Source organism: Tenacibaculum sp. TB-53, assembly GCF_059716285.2.
Map to the genome: position 1 here is coordinate 3,124,060 of NZ_CM202790.1, position 22,004 is coordinate 3,146,063.

Consider the following 22,004-nt stretch of genomic DNA (forward strand, 5'->3'; position numbering starts at 1 on the left):
GGTTATTAATTCAACTTATAATTTATAAACTGTTCGTCTAATGCTTTTAAAAACTCACTAGACACTTTAATTTTAGTTGTTCTACTAGGTAAATTTAACTCTATTTTTTCTTCGGCATCCCAAATGGTAAAATACAAACTTTGTGAGCCTTTGTTAGTAGCAAACAAGTGTTGTAGTTCTTTTATAGTGTTGTCTTTTACTTCTTGTAGAGGAATTTTTATGGTGAGTTTTTTACACATTTTATCCATAATATCGTGTAATAGTAAAAACTCATTAAATCCAACTCTAGGTTCACCTTTCACACCTTCTTTATTAGTCCAACCAGGTTTGATCGTAGTTTTGATATATAGGAATGAATTTGGAACCAAAAAGTGTTTAAACTTTAAATAATCTTCACCAAAAATTCGGAATTCAAAACTATCGTTATAATCTTCCATTGTAAAAGCAGCCCATCCTTTACCTGCTTTTGATACACGATGCTGTACATCAGTAACGATTCCAGCAAAAGAAAGTCCTAAACCCTCATATTGAGCGATGTTTTTAAAATGTGCTAGAGAAGCGTTGCAAAACTTTAGTTCATTTTTAAAATCATCAAGTGGATGTGCAGAAATATACATTCCTACTACTTCTTTTTCACGAGCTAACAATTCCATAGTTCCCCAAGTTTCACATTCAGGAATTAAAGGTTCAGGTAAATCAACATCCGAAGCTTCTCCAAATAAAGATACCTGAGATGAATTCTGATTTTCTTGAAACTTATTTCCAAAGCGAATAGCCTTTTCTAAAAAAGTTTGTCCTTTTTCATCTTTCACATAATATTGAGCTCTGTGAGTATCTGTAAAAGAATCAAAACCACCAGCTAATACTAAACCTTCAAAAGCTTTTTTGTTAGCAACACGTAAATCAACACGTTTTGCTACATCAAAAATAGAAGTGTAATGTCCATTTTCTTTGCGTTCATCAATAATTGCTTTTACAGCAGAACCACCAACACCTTTAATTGCCGCCATACCAAAACGAACAGCGCCATCTTTATTTACAGAAAATTTAGCATACGATTCATTTACATCTGGACCCAATACCTCTAACCCCATGCGTTTACATTCCTCCATAAAAAACGAAACCGTTTTAATATCGTTCATGTTGTTGGAAAGTACTGCAGCCATGTATTCAGCAGGGTAGTGGGCCTTTAAATAAGCGGTTTGATAAGCAATCCAAGCATAACAAGTAGAGTGCGATTTGTTAAAAGCATAAGATGCGAAAGCTTCCCAGTCCTTCCAGATTTTCTCTAGGGCTTTTTCATCATGACCATTGGCCTTTGCTTGATTCACAAACTTAGGTTTCATTTTCGCTAGTACCGCAGCTTGCTTTTTACCCATTGCTTTACGAAGTACATCGGCTTCACCTTTGGTAAAATCAGCTAACTTTTGCGAAAGTAACATTACTTGCTCCTGATATACTGTAATTCCGTAGGTTTCTGCTAAATATTCTTCCATTGCAGGAAGGTCGTACTGAATTTCTTCGTCCCCATGTTTTCTTCTAATAAAAGAAGGAATATATTCTAAAGGACCTGGACGATAGAGAGCGTTCATTGCAATTAAGTCGGCAAAAACCGTAGGTTTTAACTCACGCATGTACTTTTGCATTCCAGGAGATTCGTATTGGAATATACCTACAGTTTCTCCCCGTTGGAAAAGTGCATAAGTTTCCTCATCATCAATAGGGAAATTCTCAGGGTCGAGCTCTACACCATGACGCGCTTTTACAATTTTTACTGTATCCTTGATTAGGGTTAATGTTTTTAACCCCAAAAAATCCATTTTTAATAATCCTGCACTTTCTACTACCGAGTTGTCAAACTGAGTAACATACATGTCGGAATCTTTTGCAACAGATACCGGTACGAATTTGGTAATATCATCAGGAGTGATAATTACCCCACAAGCGTGAATTCCAGTATTACGAACTGAACCTTCTAAAATTCTAGCTTTGTTAATGGTTTCTGCTTCCAGACCATTACCATTGGCAATAGCTTTTAGCTCATTTACCATTTCTATTTCTTCAGAACGAAGCTTTTCTTTTAATCCTTTCTCATCTAAAGAAAAGATTTTTTTCAATTTCATTCCTGGAATTAACTTAGCAATTCTATCGGCTTCAAATAGAGGTAAGTCAAGTACACGAGCGGTATCACGTACAGATGATTTAGCTGCCATGGTACCATAGGTAATAATTTGTGCTACTTGGTTCGCACCATATTTTTCAATTACATAATCCATTACGCGGCTACGACCTTCATCGTCAAAGTCGATATCAATATCGGGCATCGATACACGTTCAGGGTTTAAGAAACGCTCAAAAAGTAAGTCGTACTGGATAGGATCTATATTAGTAATCCACAAGCAATAAGCAACTACCGAACCAGCTGCAGAACCACGTCCTGGACCTACTGATACATCCATGTTTCGTGCTTCTCGAATAAAATCTTCTACAATCAAGAAATATCCAGGGTACCCTGTTTTAGCAATTACATCAAGCTCAAAATCTAAACGTTCTCGGATTTTATCGGTGATTTCTCCATAACGTTTTTTGGCTCCTTCATAGGTTAAATGACGTAAAAAATTATTTTCACCTCTTTTTCCTCCATCTTCAAGATCTTTTTCATCTCTAAACTCTTCTGGAATATCAAAAGCAGGTAATAATACATCACGAGCTAAACCAAAAGGTTCTATTTTATCTACAATTTCTTGAATGTTAATAATAGCTTCAGGTAAATCAGCAAAGAGTTTTTTCATCTCTTCAGTAGATTTAAAGTAGTATTCGTCGTTAGGTAAACCATAACGATAGCCTCTTCCTCGACCTTTAGGAGTAGCTTGTTTTTCACCATCTTTTACACACAATAAAATATCGTGAGCATTGGCGTCTTCTTTATCTAAGTAAAAAGTATTGTTCGTAGCAACAATTTTAATATCATGCTTTTTAGAGAATGAAAGTAGAGTTTCGTTCACAACTCTTTCATCTTCTTGTCCGTGACGCATCAATTCGATATATAAATCTTCTCCGAATTGTTCTTTCCACCAAAGTAAAGCTTCTTCTGCTTGAGCTTCACCTACATTTAATATTTTACTAGGAACTTCACCATATAAATTTCCTGTTAATACAATTACATCTTCTTTGTATTGCTCAATAACTTTTTTGTCGATTCTTGGAACATAGTAAAAACCATCCACGAAAGCAATGGAAGACATTTTTGCTAAATTGTGGTATCCCTTTTTATTTTTAGCAAGTAAAACGACTTGATATCCATTGTCTTTTTGACTTTTATTGGTATGGTCTTCACAAACATTAAACTCACAACCTACGATAGGTTTTAAAACACTTTGTGTAGGTTCTTCTCCTTTTTCTAAGGCTTCTTTATTAGCCGCTTCAGCAGCTTTGTTATGTCCTATAACAGCTTGTACAAAATGGAATGCAGCCATCATGTTACCCGTATCGGTCATGGCAACTGCAGACATATTATCTTTAGCAGCGGCATTTACTATGTTACCAATTTGAATGGTAGATTGTAAAACAGAATACTGTGTATGGTTATGTAAATGAGCAAATTTAACACCTTCAAGTTCTGCTAATCCTTCTGCGGTAGAAATTGTATTAGCTTCATCAGTTTCAGATGACTTTCTTTTGCGAATTTTTTCACTTTCCTTTTTAAGGTTTAAGTGCTTAAGTCCGATTACCTGTATTGGGTTCGGATTTGCTTCTGTATAACGTTGAAAATAATCAGAAGGAACGTCTAACTGTTCTTCTGTATACTGACGTAAACGAATTAATTCTAAGAAACATCTTGTAGTTGCTTCTACATCGGCAGTAGCGTTATGTGCTTCTCCAAAACCTGTTCCGAATAAATGATTGTGTAATTCGGTAAGAGTTGGAAGTTTAAACTTTCCTCCACGACCACCAGGAATTTGACATAATTGTGCCGTATGCTCGGTACAAGTATCCAAAACAGGTAATTCTGTTAAATTGTTTTCAACACCTAAACGATGAAACTCACACCCCATAATGTTGACATCAAAACCAACATTTTGACCAACAATAAACTTCGTTTTTTGTAATGCCTTGTTGAATAGTTCTAACCCTTCACTCAATTGAATTCCTTGTTCGATAGCTAAATCAGTAGAAATTCCGTGAATACGTTCTGCATCGTACGGAATATTGAACCCGTCAGGTTGTATTAAGAAGTCATTGTGTTCAATTAAATTTCCTAATTCATCATGTAATTGCCACGCAATTTGTATGGCTCTAGGCCAGTTGTCGGTATCGGTTATTGGAGCATTCCAGCTTTTTGGTAATCCAGTAGTTTCGGTATCGAAAATTAAATACATGGGCAAAATTACTTATTGAAGTGTTTTGGATAAAACAAAGTGTAAAAATACGAAGAATTTACATTGTTATTAAGAGAAGTTATTAACGAGTGTTTTTACTTAATGTAAAGGCTTGAATAGCTGATTGTAATCAGTAAATAGATGTTAAGTGTAGGTTAATTTTAAAATAAAAATGAAAAAAAGTGATTGATAATCAATTAATAAGATTACATTTGTACTTTAATATAATATTTTTTACAATGAAAGAAGGAACAGTAAAGTTCTTCAATGAATCTAAAGGTTTTGGATTTATTACAGAGTCAGGATCAAACACAGAACATTTTGTACACGTATCAGGTTTAATCGATGAGATTAGAGAAGGTGATACTGTTGAGTTTGAACTTAAAGAAGGAAAAAAAGGATTAAACGCAGTTAGCGTTAGAGTATTATAATATACCTCACAATTTATTTTTCTTAAGAGCCTGTTTAACAGGCTCTTTTTTATTTTAATAAAAAATCTTTTTAGGTGTTATTTGAAAAATATTTTATAATTTTGCGCCCACTTATTACGAGATAATAAGATTTATTAATAACCAAGGTCGCGAACCTTAAAAATTAAAATTATGCCTGTAAAAATTAGATTACAAAGACACGGTAAAAAAGGAAAACCATTTTATTGGGTAGTAGCTGCTGATTCAAGAGCTAAAAGAGACGGTCGTTTCTTAGAAAAAATCGGAACTTACAATCCAAATACTAATCCTGCAACTATCGATTTAGATGTTGACGGAGCTGTAAAGTGGTTACAAAATGGTGCTCAACCAACTGATACTGCTAGAGCTATTTTATCTTATAAAGGAGCTTTATTAAAGAATCACTTAGCTGGTGGAGTTAAGAAAGGTGCTTTAACTGAAGAGCAAGCAGAAGCTAAATTTACTGCTTGGTTAGAAGAAAAAGCGGCTAAAGTTGCTGGTAAAACAGAAGGTTTAGCAAAAGCTGAAGCTGACGCTAAAGCAAAAGCTTTAGAAGCTGAGAAAGCTGTAAATGAAGCACGTATAGCTGCTGCAACTCCTGCTGTAGAGGATAGTGAGGATGCTGCTGCTGAATCAGGTGCTGATAGCGAAGAATAAAAACTGTACTACGATGATGCAAAAAGAAGATTGCTTTTATCTTGGCAAAATCGTTAAAAAACATAGTTTTAAGGGTGAGGTAGTTATTAAGTTAGATACTGATGAACCCGATCTTTACGAAAATTTGGAATCAGTTTTTGTCGATTTAGGCAATAATCTGATTCCTTTTTTTATTGAAAAATCTTCCCTGAGTAAAGGAACTATGTTTAGAGTGAAGTTTGAGGATGTTGATACGGAGGCAGATGCCGAAGCTATTTTACGTTCTGAAGTTTACCTGCCATTAGATATGCTTCCTAAACTTTCTGGAGATAAATTTTATTATCATGAAGTGATAGGTTTTAAGGTTGTTGATACTTCTTTTGGAGAGGTAGGAAATATAGTAAGTATTAATGACTCTTCAGCTCAACCTTTATTTGAAATTGATAGAGACGGAAAAGAGATTTTCATTCCTATGATTGATGACTTTATTAAAAAGGTAGATAGAGATACTAAAACTATTGAAGTTAAAACACCAGAAGGGTTAATTGATTTGTATTTGAGTTAAAAAACATACTCAAATACACAATCTTCCCCGTCTTCAAAAACTTGTTGCATCCCAATAAACTCAAAACCTAGGTTTTTTAATAGTTTTTGAGATTTTTCATTTTTTGGCATCGTCAAAGCTAATACTTTGTCTTGTTTGAATTTAGTACGGACGTATTCAATAATTAGTTTTGTAGCCTCTGTTGCATATCCTTTACCTCTTCCTTCTGGTAGAAATGCGTACCCAATATCAATAAAATCTAACTTGTCTCTTTGCAATGCTGTAGAGGCTCCAATGGGTTTGTTGGTTTCTTTTGAAATAACCGTGAAAAAACCAAGTCCATTTAATTTAGAGTTTTTAAACAAAGTATCCTTTAGGTAGATACGGGTTTCTTCAATAGATTTTAAATTTTTATCTCCTATAAATTGAATCCAATCAGGATCATTAAATAGTTGAAAATAAAAAGGTGCATCGCTCACTAGAGCTTCCTTAATAATTAGTCGTTCGCTTTCTAATAACATAGCCTAAATATATAATTAAAAATGTACTTTTGCGAAGCAAAAAAAGAATAAAATGAGTTTATTACAAGAATTACAAGATAGAAGCGGAAATCAATGTGAATTATGCGGATCAAAAAGCGATTTGTCAATTTATGAAGTACCACCAATTTCAACAGGAGGAGTTGATGGGAGTTTGTTGGCTTGTAGTACTTGTATTGAGCAAATTGAAAACTCAGAAGCTACAGACGCTAATCACTGGCGTTGTTTAAATGATAGTATGTGGAGTGAGTTTAGAGCAGTGAAAGTTGTGGCTTGGAGAATGTTACACCGTGTCAAAAAAGATGGATGGTCACAAGATTTGTTAGATATGATGTATTTAGAAGATGAAGAGTTACGTTTTGCAGAAGCTACAGGTGAGCATTTAGATGAAAGTGAAAAAATAATTCACAGAGATGTGAATGGAGCTATTTTACAAGCAGGAGATAATGTTGTGTTGATTAAAGATTTAAAAGTAAAAGGTTCTAGCATGGTAGCAAAGCAAGGAACTGCTGTACGTAGAATTTCGTTAGATCCTGAAAATGCTAAATATATTGAAGGTAAAGTGGGAGCACAAACTATTGTGATTATTACCGATTATGTAAAAAAAATGGCTGAAAAGGAATAGTTTTTTATATTTAGAATAAAATGTCTGCTAAATATTACAAAGAAAAACATTTACAAGCAACAAGATATAAAATAGAGAACGTTATCAGGCAGCAAGATTTTTTGTTAAGACACAGATGGAAAGTAATTGCTGCTGGTATTGTTTTTAGCTTTTGGGCTCCAACTTATGGTGTGGGGCATTCTTTTTCTAATAAAAAATCAATGCTGCAAAAAACAGAATATAGTTATTTAAAGTTAGTAATGCTTTGCGCAACTATTTATATGATTTTCTGCATTCTTTATCATTTTTCTAGCAGACATCAGGATAAGAAAAAACTAAAAGAATTGAAAGAGTTAGAAAAAAGATTGGAAAAAGAAATTTCGGAGTTAAACTAACTTTTTATTTCTCAGTATTATAATATACTTTATAATACTTCATTTTCTTGTCTTCATCGTATCCTTGTTCTAAATATTCAGCAGAAGCATCAGGAGCATCAACATCAATTTTAATTTGAATATTGGTGTCTAATTTAATTTCAGTTTTAAACTTACTTTTTTCTTTCTTTAAAACAACATCAGATACTTCAAAATTATTACGAATTAGTACATCGTTTAATTTTTCAAAGTGCTGCTTGTAATCCTCAAAAAGGTCTTTATGCTTGTCTTCTTCAAAAATTTCATCTTTGAAGCCATGATAATCTACACTTTCATGTTCTTTAAAATAATCAACAGTATTAGCTAAGAAATTACTTTGTTCTTGTTTTCCAAATTCAGGTTTTATAACCTCTTCAGAAAACTCCTTGCACATTTCTAAGTAATTCTGAGTGTGTAAGTTGCGATCATCAGCATATTTTACACTTAAGAAGTTTTTAATCCAGTATTGCGCATCGTATTGGTTGTTATCTACCGATAAAACTACAGTTCCTTCTGCATCAGTAGAGTTTAAAATTAAACATCCCTTATCCAATCTTTTTGTTGAAATTCCTTTTTGAACTACTACATCAAAACTATCATCATCCAAGTAAGTCTGAAAGAAGTCTACTTTACTTTCAATTTTAAAAACACCAACGGCTTCAGTTAAAACATCTTTGTATTCAATACCTTCAAAATAAGCTACAATTACATCCCCCGTTTTAATATTGGCAGAGTTTGATTGTTCGTATAGGTGATTAACAATATTTTTAGAATGTTCAATAAAAACTTCGTTGCTATCATCTTCAAAAATATCAGAAGTATATTTATTGATTTCGTTTAGACGAACATCAGCATGATGACTAAAGCGGTAACTCTGAGTAACTGAACCGAAAGGCTTCAGTAAAAAAGGGAGTAACAATTCGTAACTTTCTTCATCAAAACGCACTAGACTTTCAGAAAAGGCATTCTGCCCGCTATTGTATTTGTTAGCTACTTTGTGAATAATACATTTGTTAATTTCGGTACGAGTTCTTTTAATCATCTTCTAAAAAATTGGAAGACAAAAATAGAAAAATTAAAGTTTCAATTTTAATTGTTCTGGCAACAATTTAAATGATTTTCGGTGATAGGGAGTTGCTCCAAATTGACGAATAGCTTCGCGATGTTCTTTTGTAGGATATCCTTTGTTTTTCTGCCAGTTATACTGCGGAAATTCTTGATGAATTTTCTCCATATACTCATCACGATAGGTTTTGGCAAGTACAGAAGCAGCTGCGATACTCATAAATTTAGCGTCGCCTTTTACAATGGTTTTATGTGGAGTTTCTTGATAGGGTTTGAACTTGTTTCCGTCAACAATAATAAACTCAGGTTGTACATTTAATTGTTCTATTGAACGATGCATTCCAGTAATAGATGCTTGTAAAACGTTTAGCTCATCAACCTCTTCTTGATGTATAAAAGAAACTCCAAAAGCTAGTGCATGTTCTTCAATATAAGGTCGAAGTTTTTGTCGTTTTTTTTCAGAAAGTTGCTTGGAGTCGTTTAGCAATTCATGCTGAAAATCACCTGGTAAAATTACAGCTGCTGCAACTACAGGTCCTGATAAACAGCCTCTACCAGCCTCATCAGTACCCGCTTCTAATTTATACCCGCTATAGTTTAATTGCAACATGCTACAAATTAACAGTTTTCAAAGAAATTAATCGCGATTTTTGTCGTTAAATTATTTTACTTTTGTTGTTATGAAGAAAAATTTCTTAGTATTTTTTTGTTTGATAAGTGTTCAGATAATTTTTGCCCAAATAAGAACAGTTGACGGAGGTTTTGGAAAAATTCCAGGAAGAGATACAGATTCATTGCCCGATAATGAGATTAATGTAAAACTTAGTGGAAAAACTAAGTACACTGATTATAAAATTATATCACATAAAAATGATACTACCATTGTAGATACTACATTAACAATTCAAAAAGAGTATAAGTTCAATTTCTTAAGAAAGGATAATTTTGAATTATTGGCTTTTCATAATCAAGGACAAACTTTTAACAATTTAGGGTACGATTTTATTAATATTTCTAAGTTTCCTAATATAGGTTTTAGAGCAAAAATGTTCAATTATTTTGAAATTGAAGATGTGAATTATTACCATGTGCCCACCCCTACAACAGAAATAATGTATCGTACAGGGTTAGAGCAAGGTCAGGTATTGGATGCGCTTTTTACAACAAATTTTTCTAAACGATTTAACGTTTCGATAGCTTATAAAGGACTTCGTTCTTTAGGGGCTTACAGGCGTTCTTTAGCTAGTACGGGTAATTTTAGGGTTAGTTTTAGTTACGAGACTCCTAAAGGACAATACGGGATTAGAGGGCATGCTGTAAATCAAGATTTTTTTAATCAAGAAAGTGGAGGACTAACCGAAGCTTCTTTAGATGCATTTTTAGCAGATGATCCTAATTTTAGCGGAAACAGAGGTAGAATGGATGTGAATTTGGGTAATGCTGAAAGTACTTTAGATGCTAAGAGATTATACTTTGAACATACTTTTAAATTACTTTCTTCAAAAGATAGCGTGAGTCAAAAAGACTTTTCTAATTTAAAACTTGGGCATTCATTTACTAGAGATTCTAAGTTTTATCGATTTACTCAAGGTACAGCATCAGATATGTTTGGTGATGCAAATATTTCGAGTAACATTAATAATAAAACTATTTATTTACTATATAATAATCAGTTTTTTTTAGATTTTAATTCAAAATATGTACTAGGAAAATTTCGTGTAAAAACAGAATTATCAAACTATACATATGGATATGAAAACTTACAGAATAATACAGTTGGAATTACAAAGAATAAGCTGAAGGGAGATGCAATTTCGTTTGGAGCTGATTGGAATGGAAGAATTGGAAATTTCCATGTAAATGCTTCTGGAAGTCTTACACCAGGAAGTGGTCGATTGTCAGGGAATTATCTTTCAGGAGAAGCTTTCTATAAAAAAGATAGTGTACTTACTGTGAAAGGGAGGTTAGGAATAAGTAACAAATTACCTAATTTTAATTTTTTATTACATCAAAGTAGTTACGATGATTTTAATTGGGAAAATAATTTTTCTCAAATAGGGACACGTACATTGGGAGGGGTTATTGAGTCTAAATGGGGAAATGCTTCGTTGGATATCACTAATATTAGTAATTACACGTATTTTGATGAAAATGGTCAACCGAAACAGTTTTCAGGAGATGTAAACTATTTAAAGGCAAAGGCATCTAAAGAATTTACCTTTGGAAAGTTTGCTTTAGATAACACTTTAATGTATCAAAAAGTAGCAAGTGGAAATAGTGTTTTTAGGGTTCCAGAATTTGTTACTCGTAATACACTTTACTATACAGATGAATGGTTCAAAGGAAAACCTTTGCTGGTACAAATAGGAGCTACATTTAAGTACTTTTCAAAATATAAAGCAAATGCGTATAACCCTTTATTAGCTGAGTTTACTTTACAAAATGACACAGAAATAGGATATCCTACAGTAGATTTGTTTTTCAATGCTAGGGTTCGTAGAACTAGAATTTATTTTAAAGCAGATAACATAAGTTCTTTTGTGTTAAAAAAGAATTATTTTTCGGCTCCGAATTACCCGTATAGAGATTTCGTAATTCGTTTTGGAGTAGTGTGGAACTGGTTTATATAAAATGAAAGAAAAGCTGCGAAAAAATTGGAAGTTGTTTTTAATAGCAAGTTTAACCTTAGGTTTAGCACCTTTTAGACCACCACATATTGTTGGAAAGTTACAATGGATAGCAGGAGGGAATGCCTTTTCAGGAGAGCACGCTATGCAGTTTATGGATTGGTTTGATGTTTTTTTGCATGGAACTCCTTGGGTACTTTTAATAGTATCAACTTTATTACATGTTTTCAGGAAAATAGAGTTCCATTTCAGATAAAAAACGTCCTTTAATACTGCTCTCTCGTTTCCCAATTATTTCAAAACCATTTTTTAAATAAAAAGCATCCGAGTTTGGGTCTGATAAAACATTTAATACAGCACAAGAACCGCCTATACAAGATTTTTTTACATGTTCTAGTAGTTTAGAACCAATTCCTTGGTTTATAAATTTAGGGGAGACAAATAAAAAATCTAAAAAACTTGTTCTGATATTAGCTCGATATAAAACGTAAAAACCAGCTGTAGTATCATTAACTTGAAATTTATAAATATTACAGTTGGTAAACATTTTAGGGGAGACTGTTAAGTCGTTTTTCCACTCTTCCATTTGTTCTTTGGAATATCCCCAATATGCTTTTGAACTTATGGCAATTTCAGTTAATAAGTTAGCGTCTTGTATTTGAGCTTTTACAATCATAAAAAAAAGAACCTCACGAAAGGTGAGGTTTATAAACGTTATTATTTAGAAGCTAGTTGTTTTATTTTAATTCTGAATGCAGCAAATAGTAATGTTGTAAAGGGACTTAGCCAATTAAACATGGCATAAAAAGCATAATCTATAACAGGAACACCTAAAACACCAGAATGATAAGCTCCGCAAGTATTCCAAGGAATTAAAACAGAGGTAACAGTACCAGAATCTTCTAAAGTTCTACTTAAGTTTTCAGGAGCCAACCCTTTATCTTTATAAGCTTGTGCGTACATTTTTCCAGGTACAACAATTGCTAAATATTGATCAGAAGCGGTGAAATTTAAACCTATACATGTACCAACAGTACTGGCAAATAATCCGAATACTGAATCAAATAAGCTTAACATAAAACTGCTAATTTTAGCTAAGGCTCCAATAGCATCCATGACCCCACCAAAAACCATTGCTAATAAAATTAACCATACGGTTCCAAGCATTTTTTTCATACCACCGGCAGTAAATAAATCTTTTAACACTTCATTATCAGTAGTTACAGAGGTTTCTATGGTTATAGCTTGCATTATTCCTCTGTAGGCAGATTCAAAATCTAGCTTTTCAACTCCAGAAATTTGAGAAACAACATGAGGTTGAAAAATCAAAGCAAAAGCACCACCAAATATGGTTCCAGCTAAAAGAGCGATTAAAGGAGGTGTCTTCTTAATAATTAGAACTAAAACTAATACAGGTACAAGAAATAACCATGGGGTTATATTAAAAGCTTTGTTAATGTCGCTAAGCATTTGTTGAGTATTCGCGTCACCAGTTGTAGTTTGGGTAAATCCTAAAATAACAAAAAAGATAATAGTTACTATAAATGTAGGTACAGTAGTATAAGTCATATATCTTATATGTGTAAACAAATCTGTTCCAGCCATGGCTGGAGCCAAGTTTGTAGTGTCTGACATTGGAGACATCTTGTCGCCAAAATAAGCACCAGATAAAACTGCACCAGCAGTCATACCTAAAGAAATACCTAAAGCTTCACCAATACCAATTAAAGCTATACCTACTGTTGCAGAAGTTGTCCAAGAACTTCCAGTGGCAACAGATATAACTGCACATATTATTAAACAAGCTACTAAAAAGATAGTCGGGTTTAAAATTTGAAGCCCGTAATAAATCATTGAAGGTATAATACCGCTTACAAGCCATGTTCCTGCAAGCGCACCTACCATTAACAAAATTAAAATAGCACCTGCTGTTGATTTTATGTTTTCAGCAACTTCTTCAATCATTCTTTCGTAGGAAACTTTATTTTTAAAACCTACAATAGCCGCAACAGCTCCACCTAATAATAAAATAAATTGATTACTTCCACTTAAAGCATCGTCTCCAAATACATATACATTATATGCAAGCATACCTATTAAAGCGAAAACAGGAATCAAAGCTTCCCAAATACTCAACTCTTTATTTTGAATTATTTTTTGATTTTCTATTTCAATTTTAGATAGGTTTTTGTCGTCTTGCATGTATGGTATTTTTTTCGGCTTGTAATGTTACGATTTTGTAGAGAATTACACAAATCGAATTAGTTTACAATATTTTTTAAAAAAAATGGAATAGAAATACTACATAAACAAAAATGTCATTTTAAAAAATGTGAAATGATTTAGTGTCTTTCATTTTGTTTAAAATGATAGAATCGAGAAGATATTATAAGTGTTTTACAAAACACCTACTTTTTTCATGCAAGTTTTCATCATTTGATAGGTGCGCTCTATGTCATTATCTAATCCAATAGAAAAACGAATTAATCCATCGGTAAGTCCCATTTCTTTTTGTTCTTCTAAAGGAATTTCTGATGACGTTGAAGTCCCTGGAGCTGAAAATAAAGTTTTATAAAAACCTAAACTTACAGCTAAGTACCCTAGATTTTCATCTTGCATTAATTCCATTAAAGCATTGGCTTTGTCTAGAGATCCAGCATCAATAGTTAGCATTCCTCCAAAACCATATTCTTCATTCATCATTGATTTAAACACCTTATGAGAAGGGTGTGATGGTAATCCTGGGTATACAGTTTTTAATCCGTCAGCTTCAAACTTTTCAGCTAAATAACTCGCATTTTTACTGTGTTGCTTTACTCGTATATGTAAAGTTCTCATGTTTTTCAGGATTGAAGAAGCGCGTAAAGAGTCCATAGAAGCTCCTAATAACATACTTGCCCCATCAATTACACTTTTTTGAGAATTGATAAAATCTGCAGTTCCACAAATAACTCCTCCCATAGTGTCAGAAGAACCATTGATGAATTTTGTTAAACTGTGAATAACAATATTGGCACCCAATTGAGCTGGAGAAATTGATAGAGGAGAAAATGTATTGTCAACTACCAACTGTAAATCATGCTTTTTAGCTAATACTGAAAGAGCTTTAATATCTGCGACCTCTAATAACGGATTGCTTACAGTTTCGCAGTAAATCATTTTAGTATTTTTGTTAATGGCAGCTTCTACTCTGTCTAACTTTGTAATGTTTACAAATGAAGTTTCAATTCCTATTCTTGGAGTAAAGTTTTTAAGAAAGGCATAAGTTCCTCCGTAAATAGTTCTACTTGAAACGATATGATCTCCAGCCCCACATATTTGTAAAATAGTAGGAGTAATGGCTCCCATACCAGTAGCTGAAACATTAGCAGTTTCAGTACCTTCCATAGCAGCTAAAGCTTCAGATAGGTATAAGTTTGAAGGAGATGAGTGGCGAGAGTATAAATAACAACCATCTGTATTCCCTTCAAAAGTATCAAACATAGTCTTTGCTGATAAAAAAGTATAGGTAGAAGAATCTGAAATAGAAGGGTTAACTCCTCCAAATTCTCCAAAGTACTGTAGATCTTGTATGTTGTTTGCAGGTTTAAATTTCATATCGATTAAAGTTAATTATTAGTAAACTACTAAGTTCTGTTTTAGTTGTTTAAAAATCAATACAAAGCGGTTTTTGTAGAAAATCACACTAATTTTATGTTTGTATTTAGTTTTTTATTAGTTTGTGTTCAGATAAGTTGTAATAAAATAGATTTTTTTTCAGATGAAGTTAGATAATATAGATAAGAAGTTATTAGGGTTACTTCAAACAGATAGTAAACAAACAACAAAACAGTTATCATTGCAATTAGGTCTTTCTGTAACAGCTGTTTATGAGAGAATAAAGAAGTTGGAAAAAGAGAAGGTCATTAAACAGTATGTTGCGTTGCTAAATAAAAACAAAATAGAAAAATCATTTTTAGTTTTTTGTCATATAAAGTTAGAGAAACATAACAAAGATTATATAGCTCTTTTTGAGCGTGAAATTAAAAAATTAGAAGAAGTAACAGAGTGTTTTCATGTAAGTGGAGATTATGATTATGTGTTAAAAATTTATGTAAAAGATATGGATGCTTATAGAGAGTTTATGATTAATAAAATTACAGCATTAAAACATGTTGGAAGTACTCACAGTATTTTTACAATAGGTGAGGTTAAAAACTCAATAGCAATAGCTTTATAAAATATTTTGTTGATTTTTATAAAAAGAATCAGCCTGTAGCTTCATAAGGTTACGAGCCATCTTTTGTTTATAATTGTAGAGTTCTTCTTCTGTTTTTAAATCAGAGTATATTTTGTTGTTGAGGTCTATATCAGTGTGTAAAATAGCTTCTCGTTGATGAACTTGTTGTTGAATCCAAGTTTTAACTTGAGATTCATGGTTTTCCAATTTATAATCGTATTCACTTTTTGAGCTAATAAGTTTGGCAAAAATAGGAGCAGTTTCTATTGCTAAAAATAGTAGGAAGATAAAGAAAGAAGGTAGCCAAGGTAGTTTGTTTAAAGCATTAACACGAGCCATTAATCCATCAAAATTAGAAATAATAGGTTGTGTTTGTGTTTCTTTTAATTTTTGACTTTCGATCAAATTAGCAATAGCAGCTTCTTTCTGTTTTATTTTTTCGGTATTTTCAGCTTTTAATTGATTAAGTTCTGCAAGGGCAGTATCGTGTTTATCTCTTTTTTCTTTGTAAACAGGTCCTCTGCCAATTAATTTGGTGCCTTTTCTTCCTTCGGCTTCAGCTATATAGGTTTCATATAATTTATTTACCTCGCTTTCTTTTGTTGTGACCTCATCTTTTAAAGAAGTGATTTCAGAATTAATTTTTGTTATTTCAGGAGTGAATTGTTGTGCAATTTGAGTTTTGTTATCCAAAGTCATCTGATTTTTTTCAGTCAGTAATACTTGATTGATTTCCTTTTCGAAAATTTTTAATTCTAATGGTTTAGAAATCACCACAGCAATTATCATAGCAAGTAACAATCTAGGAAGTATTTGTATAAGTTCTTTTCGTTTAGACTCTCTTTTTTTAATAGTAGAAACAATAAATCTATCTAAATTAAAAATGAGTACCCCCCAAACAATACCAAAGAAAATAGCGGTGTAAATATTATCAAAAACTGTAAATAAAGCATAAGCAGAAGCAATGGTAGCCATTAAAGCAGTGAAGAAAACGGTAGCACCAATACCAGCATATTTGTTTTGTTCACCATTAGCACAATTTTCAAGCAAATCTAAATCAGCTCCAGAACAAAGAAGGAAAAATCGTTTTAACATAAAATAAGCTTATAGCTTAATAACGACAGATTTAGGATTTTGTTACAAAAAAAGCCTCATTTAAGAGGCTTTTAACAAGTATGTGTTTTGAATATCAGTTATTTGTTGCTGGTTACATATACTAACCCTGTACCATCTTTATTTTTTTTAACATCAACTTTTCTTATGTCTTTAGGTGCAATTTTGTGTAATTTTTCTTTAGAAATAAGTTTACCATCTAAGTAATATTTTATATCAGAGGTGTTAATGTTATTTGTGTTTTTAGTAACTTTTTTGCTATAAAACTTGATGATTTTTTTGTTGTTTTTAGCTTGTATTAAGGTTCTTAGTCCTTTTTTATTTTTAATTAACTTAATAACTTCATTATAATTCAGCTTTTTGTTATCGAAATAGAAATCAGCATTTTTGTTTTGATATATGTATTCGATAGCATTTATTGAAGGAGGTGGAATGTTTGAGGTTTCTTCTTCTCTAATAACTTCATAGCTATGGGGTGGAGGTGGAGGTATGTTTAAAGCTTCACCTTTTATAACAATTCTACTTGTAGGGCTTGGAGGTGGAGGGAGTTGTTCCTTTTCATTCTCTGTTAATTCTGAGATTTTTTTAGTTATTTTATTTCCTTTTTCATCATGATAAGTTATTTCCGCGTCTTCATGATTAATACTTTTTTTATAAACTGTTACTGATGAAGGAATTGAATCTTTTGAAGTTTCAGTAGAGAGTACATGTTTTTTTGTTGTTTCTGCTTCAACTCTTTCAGCAAAGAGAAAAGCGAATCCTGCTATTACTGGTATTACTGCCAGTTTTTTTAGCAAAATTTTGGTACGAGAACTTTGTTTTGTCATCATTAATAATCTTTTTTTAGTTAATAAATAATTCAAATTACTGGCCAGGTAATATTCGTTGTTCCAAGTAGCTCTATTTAATAGTAAATACTGATACTTAGTAGTGTTTTTATGTGTAGTAATCACTTTGTTGTCTGCTAAAAACTCATGATTTAGTTTTATTGCTTTTTTAAGAAATATAAATGTTGGATTGATCCAAAAAATAATTTGTAAAAGTTCAATCAATAAGATATCAAACGTATGCTTTTGCAAAGCATGTGTTAATTCGTGGGTATAGAGTTCAGTTTCTATTTTGTTTGTGTTATATTCTTCTTTATTGATAAAAATGTAGTTCCAAAAGGTATGTGGGCTAATAGCATCATCTACTAACACAAGGGTAGCTTTGTCTTTTTTTATTTTTTTATACTGTTTTATCTTTAAGAAGATATTAAATAGGTTTTTTGTAAAGCGGATTAATAAAATGATAGCTACAATTGTATATCCAAGAAATAAATATTGGGTATAGCTAATTTCTTTAACAGGATTTACATCCAAATTTGAATCTGTAATCAAGGAAGGGACAGCCTTTAAAGTATTCGGAATAGTTTCTATATAGATCTTATAAAAAGGAGCTATAAACGAAAATAATACACTACCTAATAAATAAAACCGATTGAATTGGTGCATTTTTTCTCGTTCTAATATCAAATGATAAAAGAGAAGCAGCAATGCTAAACAAATTCCTGATTTGATAAAATACGTTATCATTATTGTTGCTTTTTAATTTGCTGATCGATAATTTTTTTCAAATCTTCCAATTCAGAAACCGATAAGTCTGTTTTTTCGGTAAAGAAAGAAGCGAATTGACTAGCGGAATTGTTAAAAAAGTTTTTAATCAATCCGTTTACATGCTTTGAAAAGTAGTCTGACTTTTTTACTAAAGGAAAATATTCTCTTGATTTTCCATCCAATGTGTAATCTACAAATCCTTTATCTTTCATTCTTTTTAATAGTGTAGCAACTGTAGTTGTGGCAGGTTTTGGTTCAGGAAATTCTGCTAAAATATCTTTCATAAAAGCTTTTTTTAGTTTCCATAAATATTGCATCACTTGTTCTTCAGTTTTCGATAATTGCATTTCGATAAAATTTGAATTGTATTCTACAAATGTAGAAATAAATTTTAATTCTACAAGTGTAGAGTTTGAAATATTGCAAAAAAAAAAATAGCCTTGAAACTTCCTCAAGGCTATTTTTTTGATGTTATTAAGGGTGAATTATTTTGATAATTCTGTAAAATATTGATAAAAATACGGAATGGTTTCAATTCCTTTTAAGTAATTCCACACTCCAAAATGCTCGTTTGGTGAGTGAATGGCATCAGAATTTAATCCGAATCCCATTAAAATAGTTTTACTTTTTAATTCTTGTTCAAATAAAGCAACGATAGGAATACTTCCTCCACTACGTTGTGGAATAGGAGTTACTCCAAAGGTTTCTTGGTATGCTTTACTTGCTGCCTGGTAACCAATATTATCAATTGGAGTTACATATCCTTGTCCTCCATGATGAGGTTTTACTTCTACTTTTACTGATTTAGGAGCGATACTTTCAAAGTGTTTTTTGAATAATTCTGTAATTTCTTCCCATTCTTGTCCTGGTACTAAACGCATCGAAATTTTTGTATAAGCTTTTGAAGCAATCACAGTTTTTGCACCTTCACCAGTGTATCCTCCCCAAATTCCGTTTACATCAAGGGTAGGGCGGATAGAGTTACGTTCGTTGGTAGTATAACCAGCTTCGCCATGCACATCATCAATATCTAAAGCAGCTTTGTATTCTTCTAAAGAGAAAGGTGCTTTTGCCATTTCATCACGTTCTTCACGAGATAATTCTTCTACTTTATCGTAAAAACCAGGAATGGTAATATGATTGTTTTCATCGTGTAATGAAGCAATCATTTTGGTTAAAATATTGATTGGATTTGCAACCGCACCACCATATAATCCAGAATGTAAATCACGATTAGGACCTGTAACCTCAACTTCTACATAACTTAAACCACGTAAACCAGTGGTAATTGAAGGAATGTCATTAGCAATCATTCCTGTGTCAGAAATTAAAATTACGTCGTTGGCTAATTTTTCTTTGTTTCTAGGAACGAACCACGCTAAGCTTTCTGAACCTACTTCTTCTTCACCTTCAATCATAAACTTAACGTTACAAGGTAAGTTTCCTGTATGGGTCATGTATTCTAATGCTTTAACATGCATGTACATTTGTCCTTTGTCATCACAAGCACCTCGAGCAAAAATGGCTCCTTCAGGATGTATATCTGTTTTTTTAATCACAGGCTCGAAAGGAGGAGAAGTCCATAAATCGATTGGATCAGCAGGCTGCACATCGTAATGACCATAAACCAAGACTGTTGGTAGATTAGGATCTATTATTTTTTCTCCATAAACAATAGGATACCCAGGAGTTTCGCAAATTTCTACTTTATCACATCCCGCTTTTTCTAAACTTTCTTTAACCGTATCAGCAGTATTTAATACATCTTGATTAAAGGCTGGATCAGCACTTACTGATGGAATTTTTAATAAATCGATAAGCTCATTAATAAAACGATCTTTATGTTGAGCTATATAATCTTTTACGTTTTGCATGTGTTGTATATTAATTAACATCAAAAATAAGAAAAATAGTATACTTCTTCTTTGTAGTTTGCAAGTATTGTTTATATTTGCATCCACAATTTCAAAAGTACGCGGGCGTGGTGGAATTGGTAGACACGCTAGACTTAGGATCTAGTGCCGTGAGGTGTGAGAGTTCGAGTCTCTCCGCCCGTACTTAATCAAGATGCAATTAGCTTATTTTTAGTTAATTGCATTTTTTGTTTCTTAAGGTTTGCACACTATCTGCACATTTTTTCTGAATTATTACTTTACTGTAGGTTTGTAATTAATTGTTTACAATGAATATTGTTTTATAATAAGGTTTAAATCGAGTAAAATAGACCTTAAATAAAACTACAAATGTGGGGGATTTTGTAACTTAATTAATAGAATAAGAAACTCTCCCCCACATTTGTATATTAATAATTATATGTATTCTACAAACTTTGCAGAAAAAATAATTAACTATTTTTTTTCAGAATCTATTAATAAAAAGAGGACAAATAAGCTTCTTATAGTACTAACTGAAAGTAAATAAATTAACACAATCAAAGATTTAAATACAAAATAATTATTCAGGTTAGCAGATGACAATGTAATGATGTAAGATATTATAAAACATAAAACTAACTCTATAATCGCTATTTTAAATACTTTAACTATGGCTTTATAAATACCGACAGAGAATAGAAGTTCTAAAGGGGTTTCAGAATTTTTAGGTTTTTTATTTAATACGTTTGAGCGAATTGATGCTATAATAGTTAATGAAGCAAGTATGAAACCTGCTAATGAAATTGAAGCACCAATAATATTCTCAATTATAGTGATGTGTTCTGTTTTGGATTTAAGAATGAAATCAAACAAGCTTAATTTACTATTTAGTAACCATAAGCATCCAATAACAATGGTATCAATAAGCAAAGCATATTGTAAATAATAATCTACAAGTTCACGATATCTATTGGAGTTTTTTGTCATTTAATTCTTTTAACATTTGTTGAAACATGTCATTAGATATTATAGTTCTATATTTTTTTTTCCTTTCAACTCTAATTTCACTGTTTACTTTCTCTAAAAGTAAATCAAAATTCTCTAATAAATTATCTTTTTCTCCATCTTCTGCTTTTAAAGACAGTTTGTTAAATAAATTTTTATTTTTTGGAGATTTAGAAAAATTTCTAATTATATTAAATACTGATTGTTTAATAGCTGATTCTTCAGGAGCTTGTTTATAATCAAATTTAAGGGTTAAAGTAGCGTATTCACTTGAAAAGTGTTCTATTGAGTAGTTTACTGCACTCCAAATTTTTTGATCAACTTCTTTTATTTTTGCAATATTATCTTTGTGTACCTTAACAATAAATTCTGAAAAACGATTTACTCTATCTTTAAATGTTTCTAATTCGTCTTTAACAATTGGTTTAAAACCAACTCTTTCTAAAACGTTTTGATCTATACCTACACGTTCGATATAATTTACTAAGTCGGTAATTTTAGAACCATAATGGTTGTATTCTAGAGCTAGAAAAACTTTTCCGTTCTTTCTGTAGTCTAAAATGAAATGAGTAGTTTCAACTAGTCCTTCCTCTTCTTTTGCGTCAATTCCTTTGGTTTCGTCAGTTTCAGTATTCATTAATTCAGGAAGTAAATCTTTTCTAACACACCTCATTTTAGCTTTTATAAGGTTGTTTTTATTTTCAATTCCTTGTATAAAAACATACTTATTACCAAATCGTTGGTATCTTATTTTTGCTCTAGTTTTTGCTAATCTAGTTAAGGTTTCAAAGAAACTTTCAAAATCTGAATCTTCCGAGAATGTTAATTCTAATTCATAATAATTAACTTTTCTTTTCACTTTAATAATTTCTCCTCTAGCCATTTTTGTTTGATTAAAATTTTATTTTTACTAGGACTGGTTTTGTTTGGAATTATTGTTTA

Annotated in this window: 21 protein-coding genes and 1 tRNA gene; 9 read left to right on the plus strand and 13 right to left on the minus strand. The window is 31.8% G+C overall.

Going from position 1 to position 22,004, the window contains the following annotated elements; all coding sequences use genetic code 11:
• Positions 1-5: 5 nt before the first annotated feature.
• Complete coding sequence (dnaE, locus tag AC3VJB_RS14320) at positions 6-4,379, minus strand: DNA polymerase III subunit alpha (protein ID WP_437823701.1); 4,374 nt, start codon at positions 4,377-4,379, stop codon at positions 6-8.
• A 239-nt stretch (positions 4,380-4,618) separates the two neighbouring features.
• Between dnaE and AC3VJB_RS14325 the strand changes: the two genes are divergently transcribed.
• The 3 genes from AC3VJB_RS14325 to rimM all read left to right on the plus strand — a co-directional run bounded on the left by AC3VJB_RS14325 (position 4,619) and on the right by rimM (position 6,029).
• A complete protein-coding gene (locus AC3VJB_RS14325) occupies positions 4,619-4,810 on the plus strand; it encodes a cold-shock protein (protein ID WP_028891302.1) in 192 nt (63 codons plus the stop codon).
• Positions 4,811-4,981: 171 nt separating this feature from the next.
• Positions 4,982-5,485, plus strand: coding sequence for a 30S ribosomal protein S16 (locus tag AC3VJB_RS14330; protein ID WP_047790292.1), 504 nt, complete (start codon positions 4,982-4,984; stop codon positions 5,483-5,485).
• 16 nt (positions 5,486-5,501) lie between these two features.
• Positions 5,502-6,029, plus strand: coding sequence for a ribosome maturation factor RimM (gene rimM / locus AC3VJB_RS14335; protein WP_281980656.1), 528 nt, complete (start codon positions 5,502-5,504; stop codon positions 6,027-6,029).
• Here the strand turns inward: rimM and AC3VJB_RS14340 are convergent.
• Entirely contained in the window at positions 6,026-6,529 is a 504-nt protein-coding gene (locus AC3VJB_RS14340) for a GNAT family N-acetyltransferase (RefSeq protein ID WP_073182593.1), read from the minus strand. The genes rimM and AC3VJB_RS14340 overlap by 4 nt on opposite strands.
• Positions 6,530-6,581: 52 nt before the next feature.
• Between AC3VJB_RS14340 and AC3VJB_RS14345 the strand changes: the two genes are divergently transcribed.
• Positions 6,582-7,172 carry a PhnA domain-containing protein gene (locus AC3VJB_RS14345; protein WP_047790290.1) on the plus strand — a complete coding sequence of 197 codons (591 nt, stop codon included), beginning with the start codon at positions 6,582-6,584 and terminating at the stop codon, positions 7,170-7,172.
• Positions 7,173-7,192: 20 nt separating this feature from the next.
• Positions 7,193-7,546: a hypothetical protein gene (locus AC3VJB_RS14350; protein WP_159489035.1), complete on the plus strand. Its 354-nt coding sequence runs from the start codon at positions 7,193-7,195 to the stop codon at positions 7,544-7,546.
• 4 nt (positions 7,547-7,550) lie between these two features.
• Here the strand turns inward: AC3VJB_RS14350 and AC3VJB_RS14355 are convergent, their stop codons facing one another.
• Together AC3VJB_RS14355 and rnhB are read right to left on the minus strand one after the other, a co-directional pair.
• Positions 7,551-8,606, minus strand: a complete 1,056-nt coding sequence (locus AC3VJB_RS14355; RefSeq protein WP_047790288.1) for a nucleoid-associated protein — start codon at positions 8,604-8,606, stop codon at positions 7,551-7,553.
• Between the two features lie 33 nt (positions 8,607-8,639).
• Positions 8,640-9,239, minus strand: a complete 600-nt coding sequence (gene rnhB, locus AC3VJB_RS14360) for a ribonuclease HII (protein ID WP_159489037.1) — start codon at positions 9,237-9,239, stop codon at positions 8,640-8,642.
• 70 nt (positions 9,240-9,309) lie between these two features.
• On the opposite strand from rnhB, the gene AC3VJB_RS14365 reads away from it, so the two are divergent.
• A complete protein-coding gene (locus tag AC3VJB_RS14365; RefSeq protein WP_497667276.1) occupies positions 9,310-11,259 on the plus strand; it encodes a putative porin in 1,950 nt (649 codons plus the stop codon).
• Position 11,260: 1 nt separating this feature from the next.
• Positions 11,261-11,512, plus strand: coding sequence for a hypothetical protein (locus tag AC3VJB_RS14370; RefSeq protein WP_497667277.1), 252 nt, complete (start codon positions 11,261-11,263; stop codon positions 11,510-11,512).
• Here AC3VJB_RS14370 and AC3VJB_RS14375 read toward each other — a convergent pair.
• The 3 genes from AC3VJB_RS14375 to AC3VJB_RS14385 all read right to left on the minus strand — a co-directional run bounded on the left by AC3VJB_RS14375 (position 11,474) and on the right by AC3VJB_RS14385 (position 14,853).
• Positions 11,474-11,932: a GNAT family N-acetyltransferase gene (locus AC3VJB_RS14375; RefSeq protein ID WP_497667278.1), complete on the minus strand. Its 459-nt coding sequence runs from the start codon at positions 11,930-11,932 to the stop codon at positions 11,474-11,476. The genes AC3VJB_RS14370 and AC3VJB_RS14375 overlap by 39 nt on opposite strands.
• Before the next feature lie 41 nt (positions 11,933-11,973).
• Entirely contained in the window at positions 11,974-13,458 is a 1,485-nt protein-coding gene (gene nhaC, locus AC3VJB_RS14380; RefSeq protein WP_497667279.1) for a Na+/H+ antiporter NhaC, read from the minus strand.
• Between the two features lie 195 nt (positions 13,459-13,653).
• Complete coding sequence (locus AC3VJB_RS14385; protein ID WP_239178588.1) at positions 13,654-14,853, minus strand: aminotransferase class I/II-fold pyridoxal phosphate-dependent enzyme; 1,200 nt, start codon at positions 14,851-14,853, stop codon at positions 13,654-13,656.
• A 163-nt stretch (positions 14,854-15,016) separates the two neighbouring features.
• Between AC3VJB_RS14385 and AC3VJB_RS14390 the strand changes: the two genes are divergently transcribed.
• The gene (locus AC3VJB_RS14390; RefSeq protein WP_047790281.1) at positions 15,017-15,475 is read left to right on the plus strand and encodes an Lrp/AsnC family transcriptional regulator; all 459 of its coding nucleotides are present in this window, start codon (positions 15,017-15,019) and stop codon (positions 15,473-15,475) included.
• Here AC3VJB_RS14390 and AC3VJB_RS14395 read toward each other — a convergent pair.
• From AC3VJB_RS14395 to AC3VJB_RS14410, 4 genes are all read right to left on the minus strand, one after another.
• Complete coding sequence (locus AC3VJB_RS14395) at positions 15,470-16,570, minus strand: DUF4407 domain-containing protein (RefSeq protein WP_497667280.1); 1,101 nt, start codon at positions 16,568-16,570, stop codon at positions 15,470-15,472. The genes AC3VJB_RS14390 and AC3VJB_RS14395 overlap by 6 nt on opposite strands.
• A gap of 98 nt (positions 16,571-16,668) precedes the next feature.
• Complete coding sequence (locus AC3VJB_RS14400; RefSeq protein ID WP_497667281.1) at positions 16,669-18,162, minus strand: M56 family metallopeptidase; 1,494 nt, start codon at positions 18,160-18,162, stop codon at positions 16,669-16,671.
• Entirely contained in the window at positions 18,162-18,530 is a 369-nt protein-coding gene (locus AC3VJB_RS14405) for a BlaI/MecI/CopY family transcriptional regulator (protein ID WP_047790279.1), read from the minus strand. The genes AC3VJB_RS14400 and AC3VJB_RS14405 overlap by 1 nt, the downstream gene beginning before the upstream one ends.
• A gap of 138 nt (positions 18,531-18,668) precedes the next feature.
• Positions 18,669-20,057: a dipeptidase gene (locus AC3VJB_RS14410; protein ID WP_497667282.1), complete on the minus strand. Its 1,389-nt coding sequence runs from the start codon at positions 20,055-20,057 to the stop codon at positions 18,669-18,671.
• Between the two features lie 101 nt (positions 20,058-20,158).
• On the opposite strand from AC3VJB_RS14410, the gene AC3VJB_RS14415 reads away from it, so the two are divergent.
• Positions 20,159-20,240 (plus strand) — tRNA-Leu (locus AC3VJB_RS14415).
• A gap of 291 nt (positions 20,241-20,531) precedes the next feature.
• Here the strand turns inward: AC3VJB_RS14415 and AC3VJB_RS14420 are convergent.
• Positions 20,532-21,044, minus strand: coding sequence for a hypothetical protein (locus tag AC3VJB_RS14420; RefSeq protein ID WP_253055381.1), 513 nt, complete (start codon positions 21,042-21,044; stop codon positions 20,532-20,534).
• A complete protein-coding gene (locus AC3VJB_RS14425; protein WP_253055380.1) occupies positions 21,025-21,945 on the minus strand; it encodes a hypothetical protein in 921 nt (306 codons plus the stop codon). Before AC3VJB_RS14425 ends, AC3VJB_RS14420 begins: the two co-directional genes overlap by 20 nt.
• Between the last annotated feature and the right edge of the window lie 59 nt (positions 21,946-22,004).

Excerpts from the sequence above, each read along its gene's own strand:
- AC3VJB_RS14340 (WP_073182593.1), bottom strand. The coding sequence starts at position 6,529 with ATGTTATTAGAAAGCGAACGACTAATTATTAAGGAAGCTCTAGTGAGC.
- AC3VJB_RS14395 (WP_497667280.1), bottom strand. The coding sequence starts at position 16,570 with ATGTTAAAACGATTTTTCCTTCTTTGTTCTGGAGCTGATTTAGATTTG.
- AC3VJB_RS14410 (WP_497667282.1), bottom strand. The coding sequence starts at position 20,057 with ATGCAAAACGTAAAAGATTATATAGCTCAACATAAAGATCGTTTTATT.
- AC3VJB_RS14365 (WP_497667276.1), top strand. The coding sequence starts at position 9,310 with ATGAAGAAAAATTTCTTAGTATTTTTTTGTTTGATAAGTGTTCAGATA.
- AC3VJB_RS14420 (WP_253055381.1), bottom strand. The coding sequence starts at position 21,044 with ATGACAAAAAACTCCAATAGATATCGTGAACTTGTAGATTATTATTTA.
- rimM (WP_281980656.1), top strand. The coding sequence starts at position 5,502 with ATGCAAAAAGAAGATTGCTTTTATCTTGGCAAAATCGTTAAAAAACAT.
- AC3VJB_RS14330 (WP_047790292.1), top strand. The coding sequence starts at position 4,982 with ATGCCTGTAAAAATTAGATTACAAAGACACGGTAAAAAAGGAAAACCA.
- AC3VJB_RS14350 (WP_159489035.1), top strand. The coding sequence starts at position 7,193 with ATGTCTGCTAAATATTACAAAGAAAAACATTTACAAGCAACAAGATAT.
- AC3VJB_RS14375 (WP_497667278.1), bottom strand. The coding sequence starts at position 11,932 with ATGATTGTAAAAGCTCAAATACAAGACGCTAACTTATTAACTGAAATT.
- dnaE (WP_437823701.1), bottom strand. The coding sequence starts at position 4,379 with ATGTATTTAATTTTCGATACCGAAACTACTGGATTACCAAAAAGCTGG.
- nhaC (WP_497667279.1), bottom strand. The coding sequence starts at position 13,458 with ATGCAAGACGACAAAAACCTATCTAAAATTGAAATAGAAAATCAAAAA.
- AC3VJB_RS14385 (WP_239178588.1), bottom strand. The coding sequence starts at position 14,853 with ATGAAATTTAAACCTGCAAACAACATACAAGATCTACAGTACTTTGGA.
- AC3VJB_RS14425 (WP_253055380.1), bottom strand. The coding sequence starts at position 21,945 with ATGGCTAGAGGAGAAATTATTAAAGTGAAAAGAAAAGTTAATTATTAT.
- AC3VJB_RS14405 (WP_047790279.1), bottom strand. The coding sequence starts at position 18,530 with ATGCAATTATCGAAAACTGAAGAACAAGTGATGCAATATTTATGGAAA.
- AC3VJB_RS14325 (WP_028891302.1), top strand. The coding sequence starts at position 4,619 with ATGAAAGAAGGAACAGTAAAGTTCTTCAATGAATCTAAAGGTTTTGGA.
- AC3VJB_RS14345 (WP_047790290.1), top strand. The coding sequence starts at position 6,582 with ATGAGTTTATTACAAGAATTACAAGATAGAAGCGGAAATCAATGTGAA.
- AC3VJB_RS14355 (WP_047790288.1), bottom strand. The coding sequence starts at position 8,606 with ATGATTAAAAGAACTCGTACCGAAATTAACAAATGTATTATTCACAAA.
- AC3VJB_RS14400 (WP_497667281.1), bottom strand. The coding sequence starts at position 18,162 with ATGATAACGTATTTTATCAAATCAGGAATTTGTTTAGCATTGCTGCTT.
- AC3VJB_RS14390 (WP_047790281.1), top strand. The coding sequence starts at position 15,017 with ATGAAGTTAGATAATATAGATAAGAAGTTATTAGGGTTACTTCAAACA.
- AC3VJB_RS14370 (WP_497667277.1), top strand. The coding sequence starts at position 11,261 with ATGAAAGAAAAGCTGCGAAAAAATTGGAAGTTGTTTTTAATAGCAAGT.
- rnhB (WP_159489037.1), bottom strand. The coding sequence starts at position 9,239 with ATGTTGCAATTAAACTATAGCGGGTATAAATTAGAAGCGGGTACTGAT.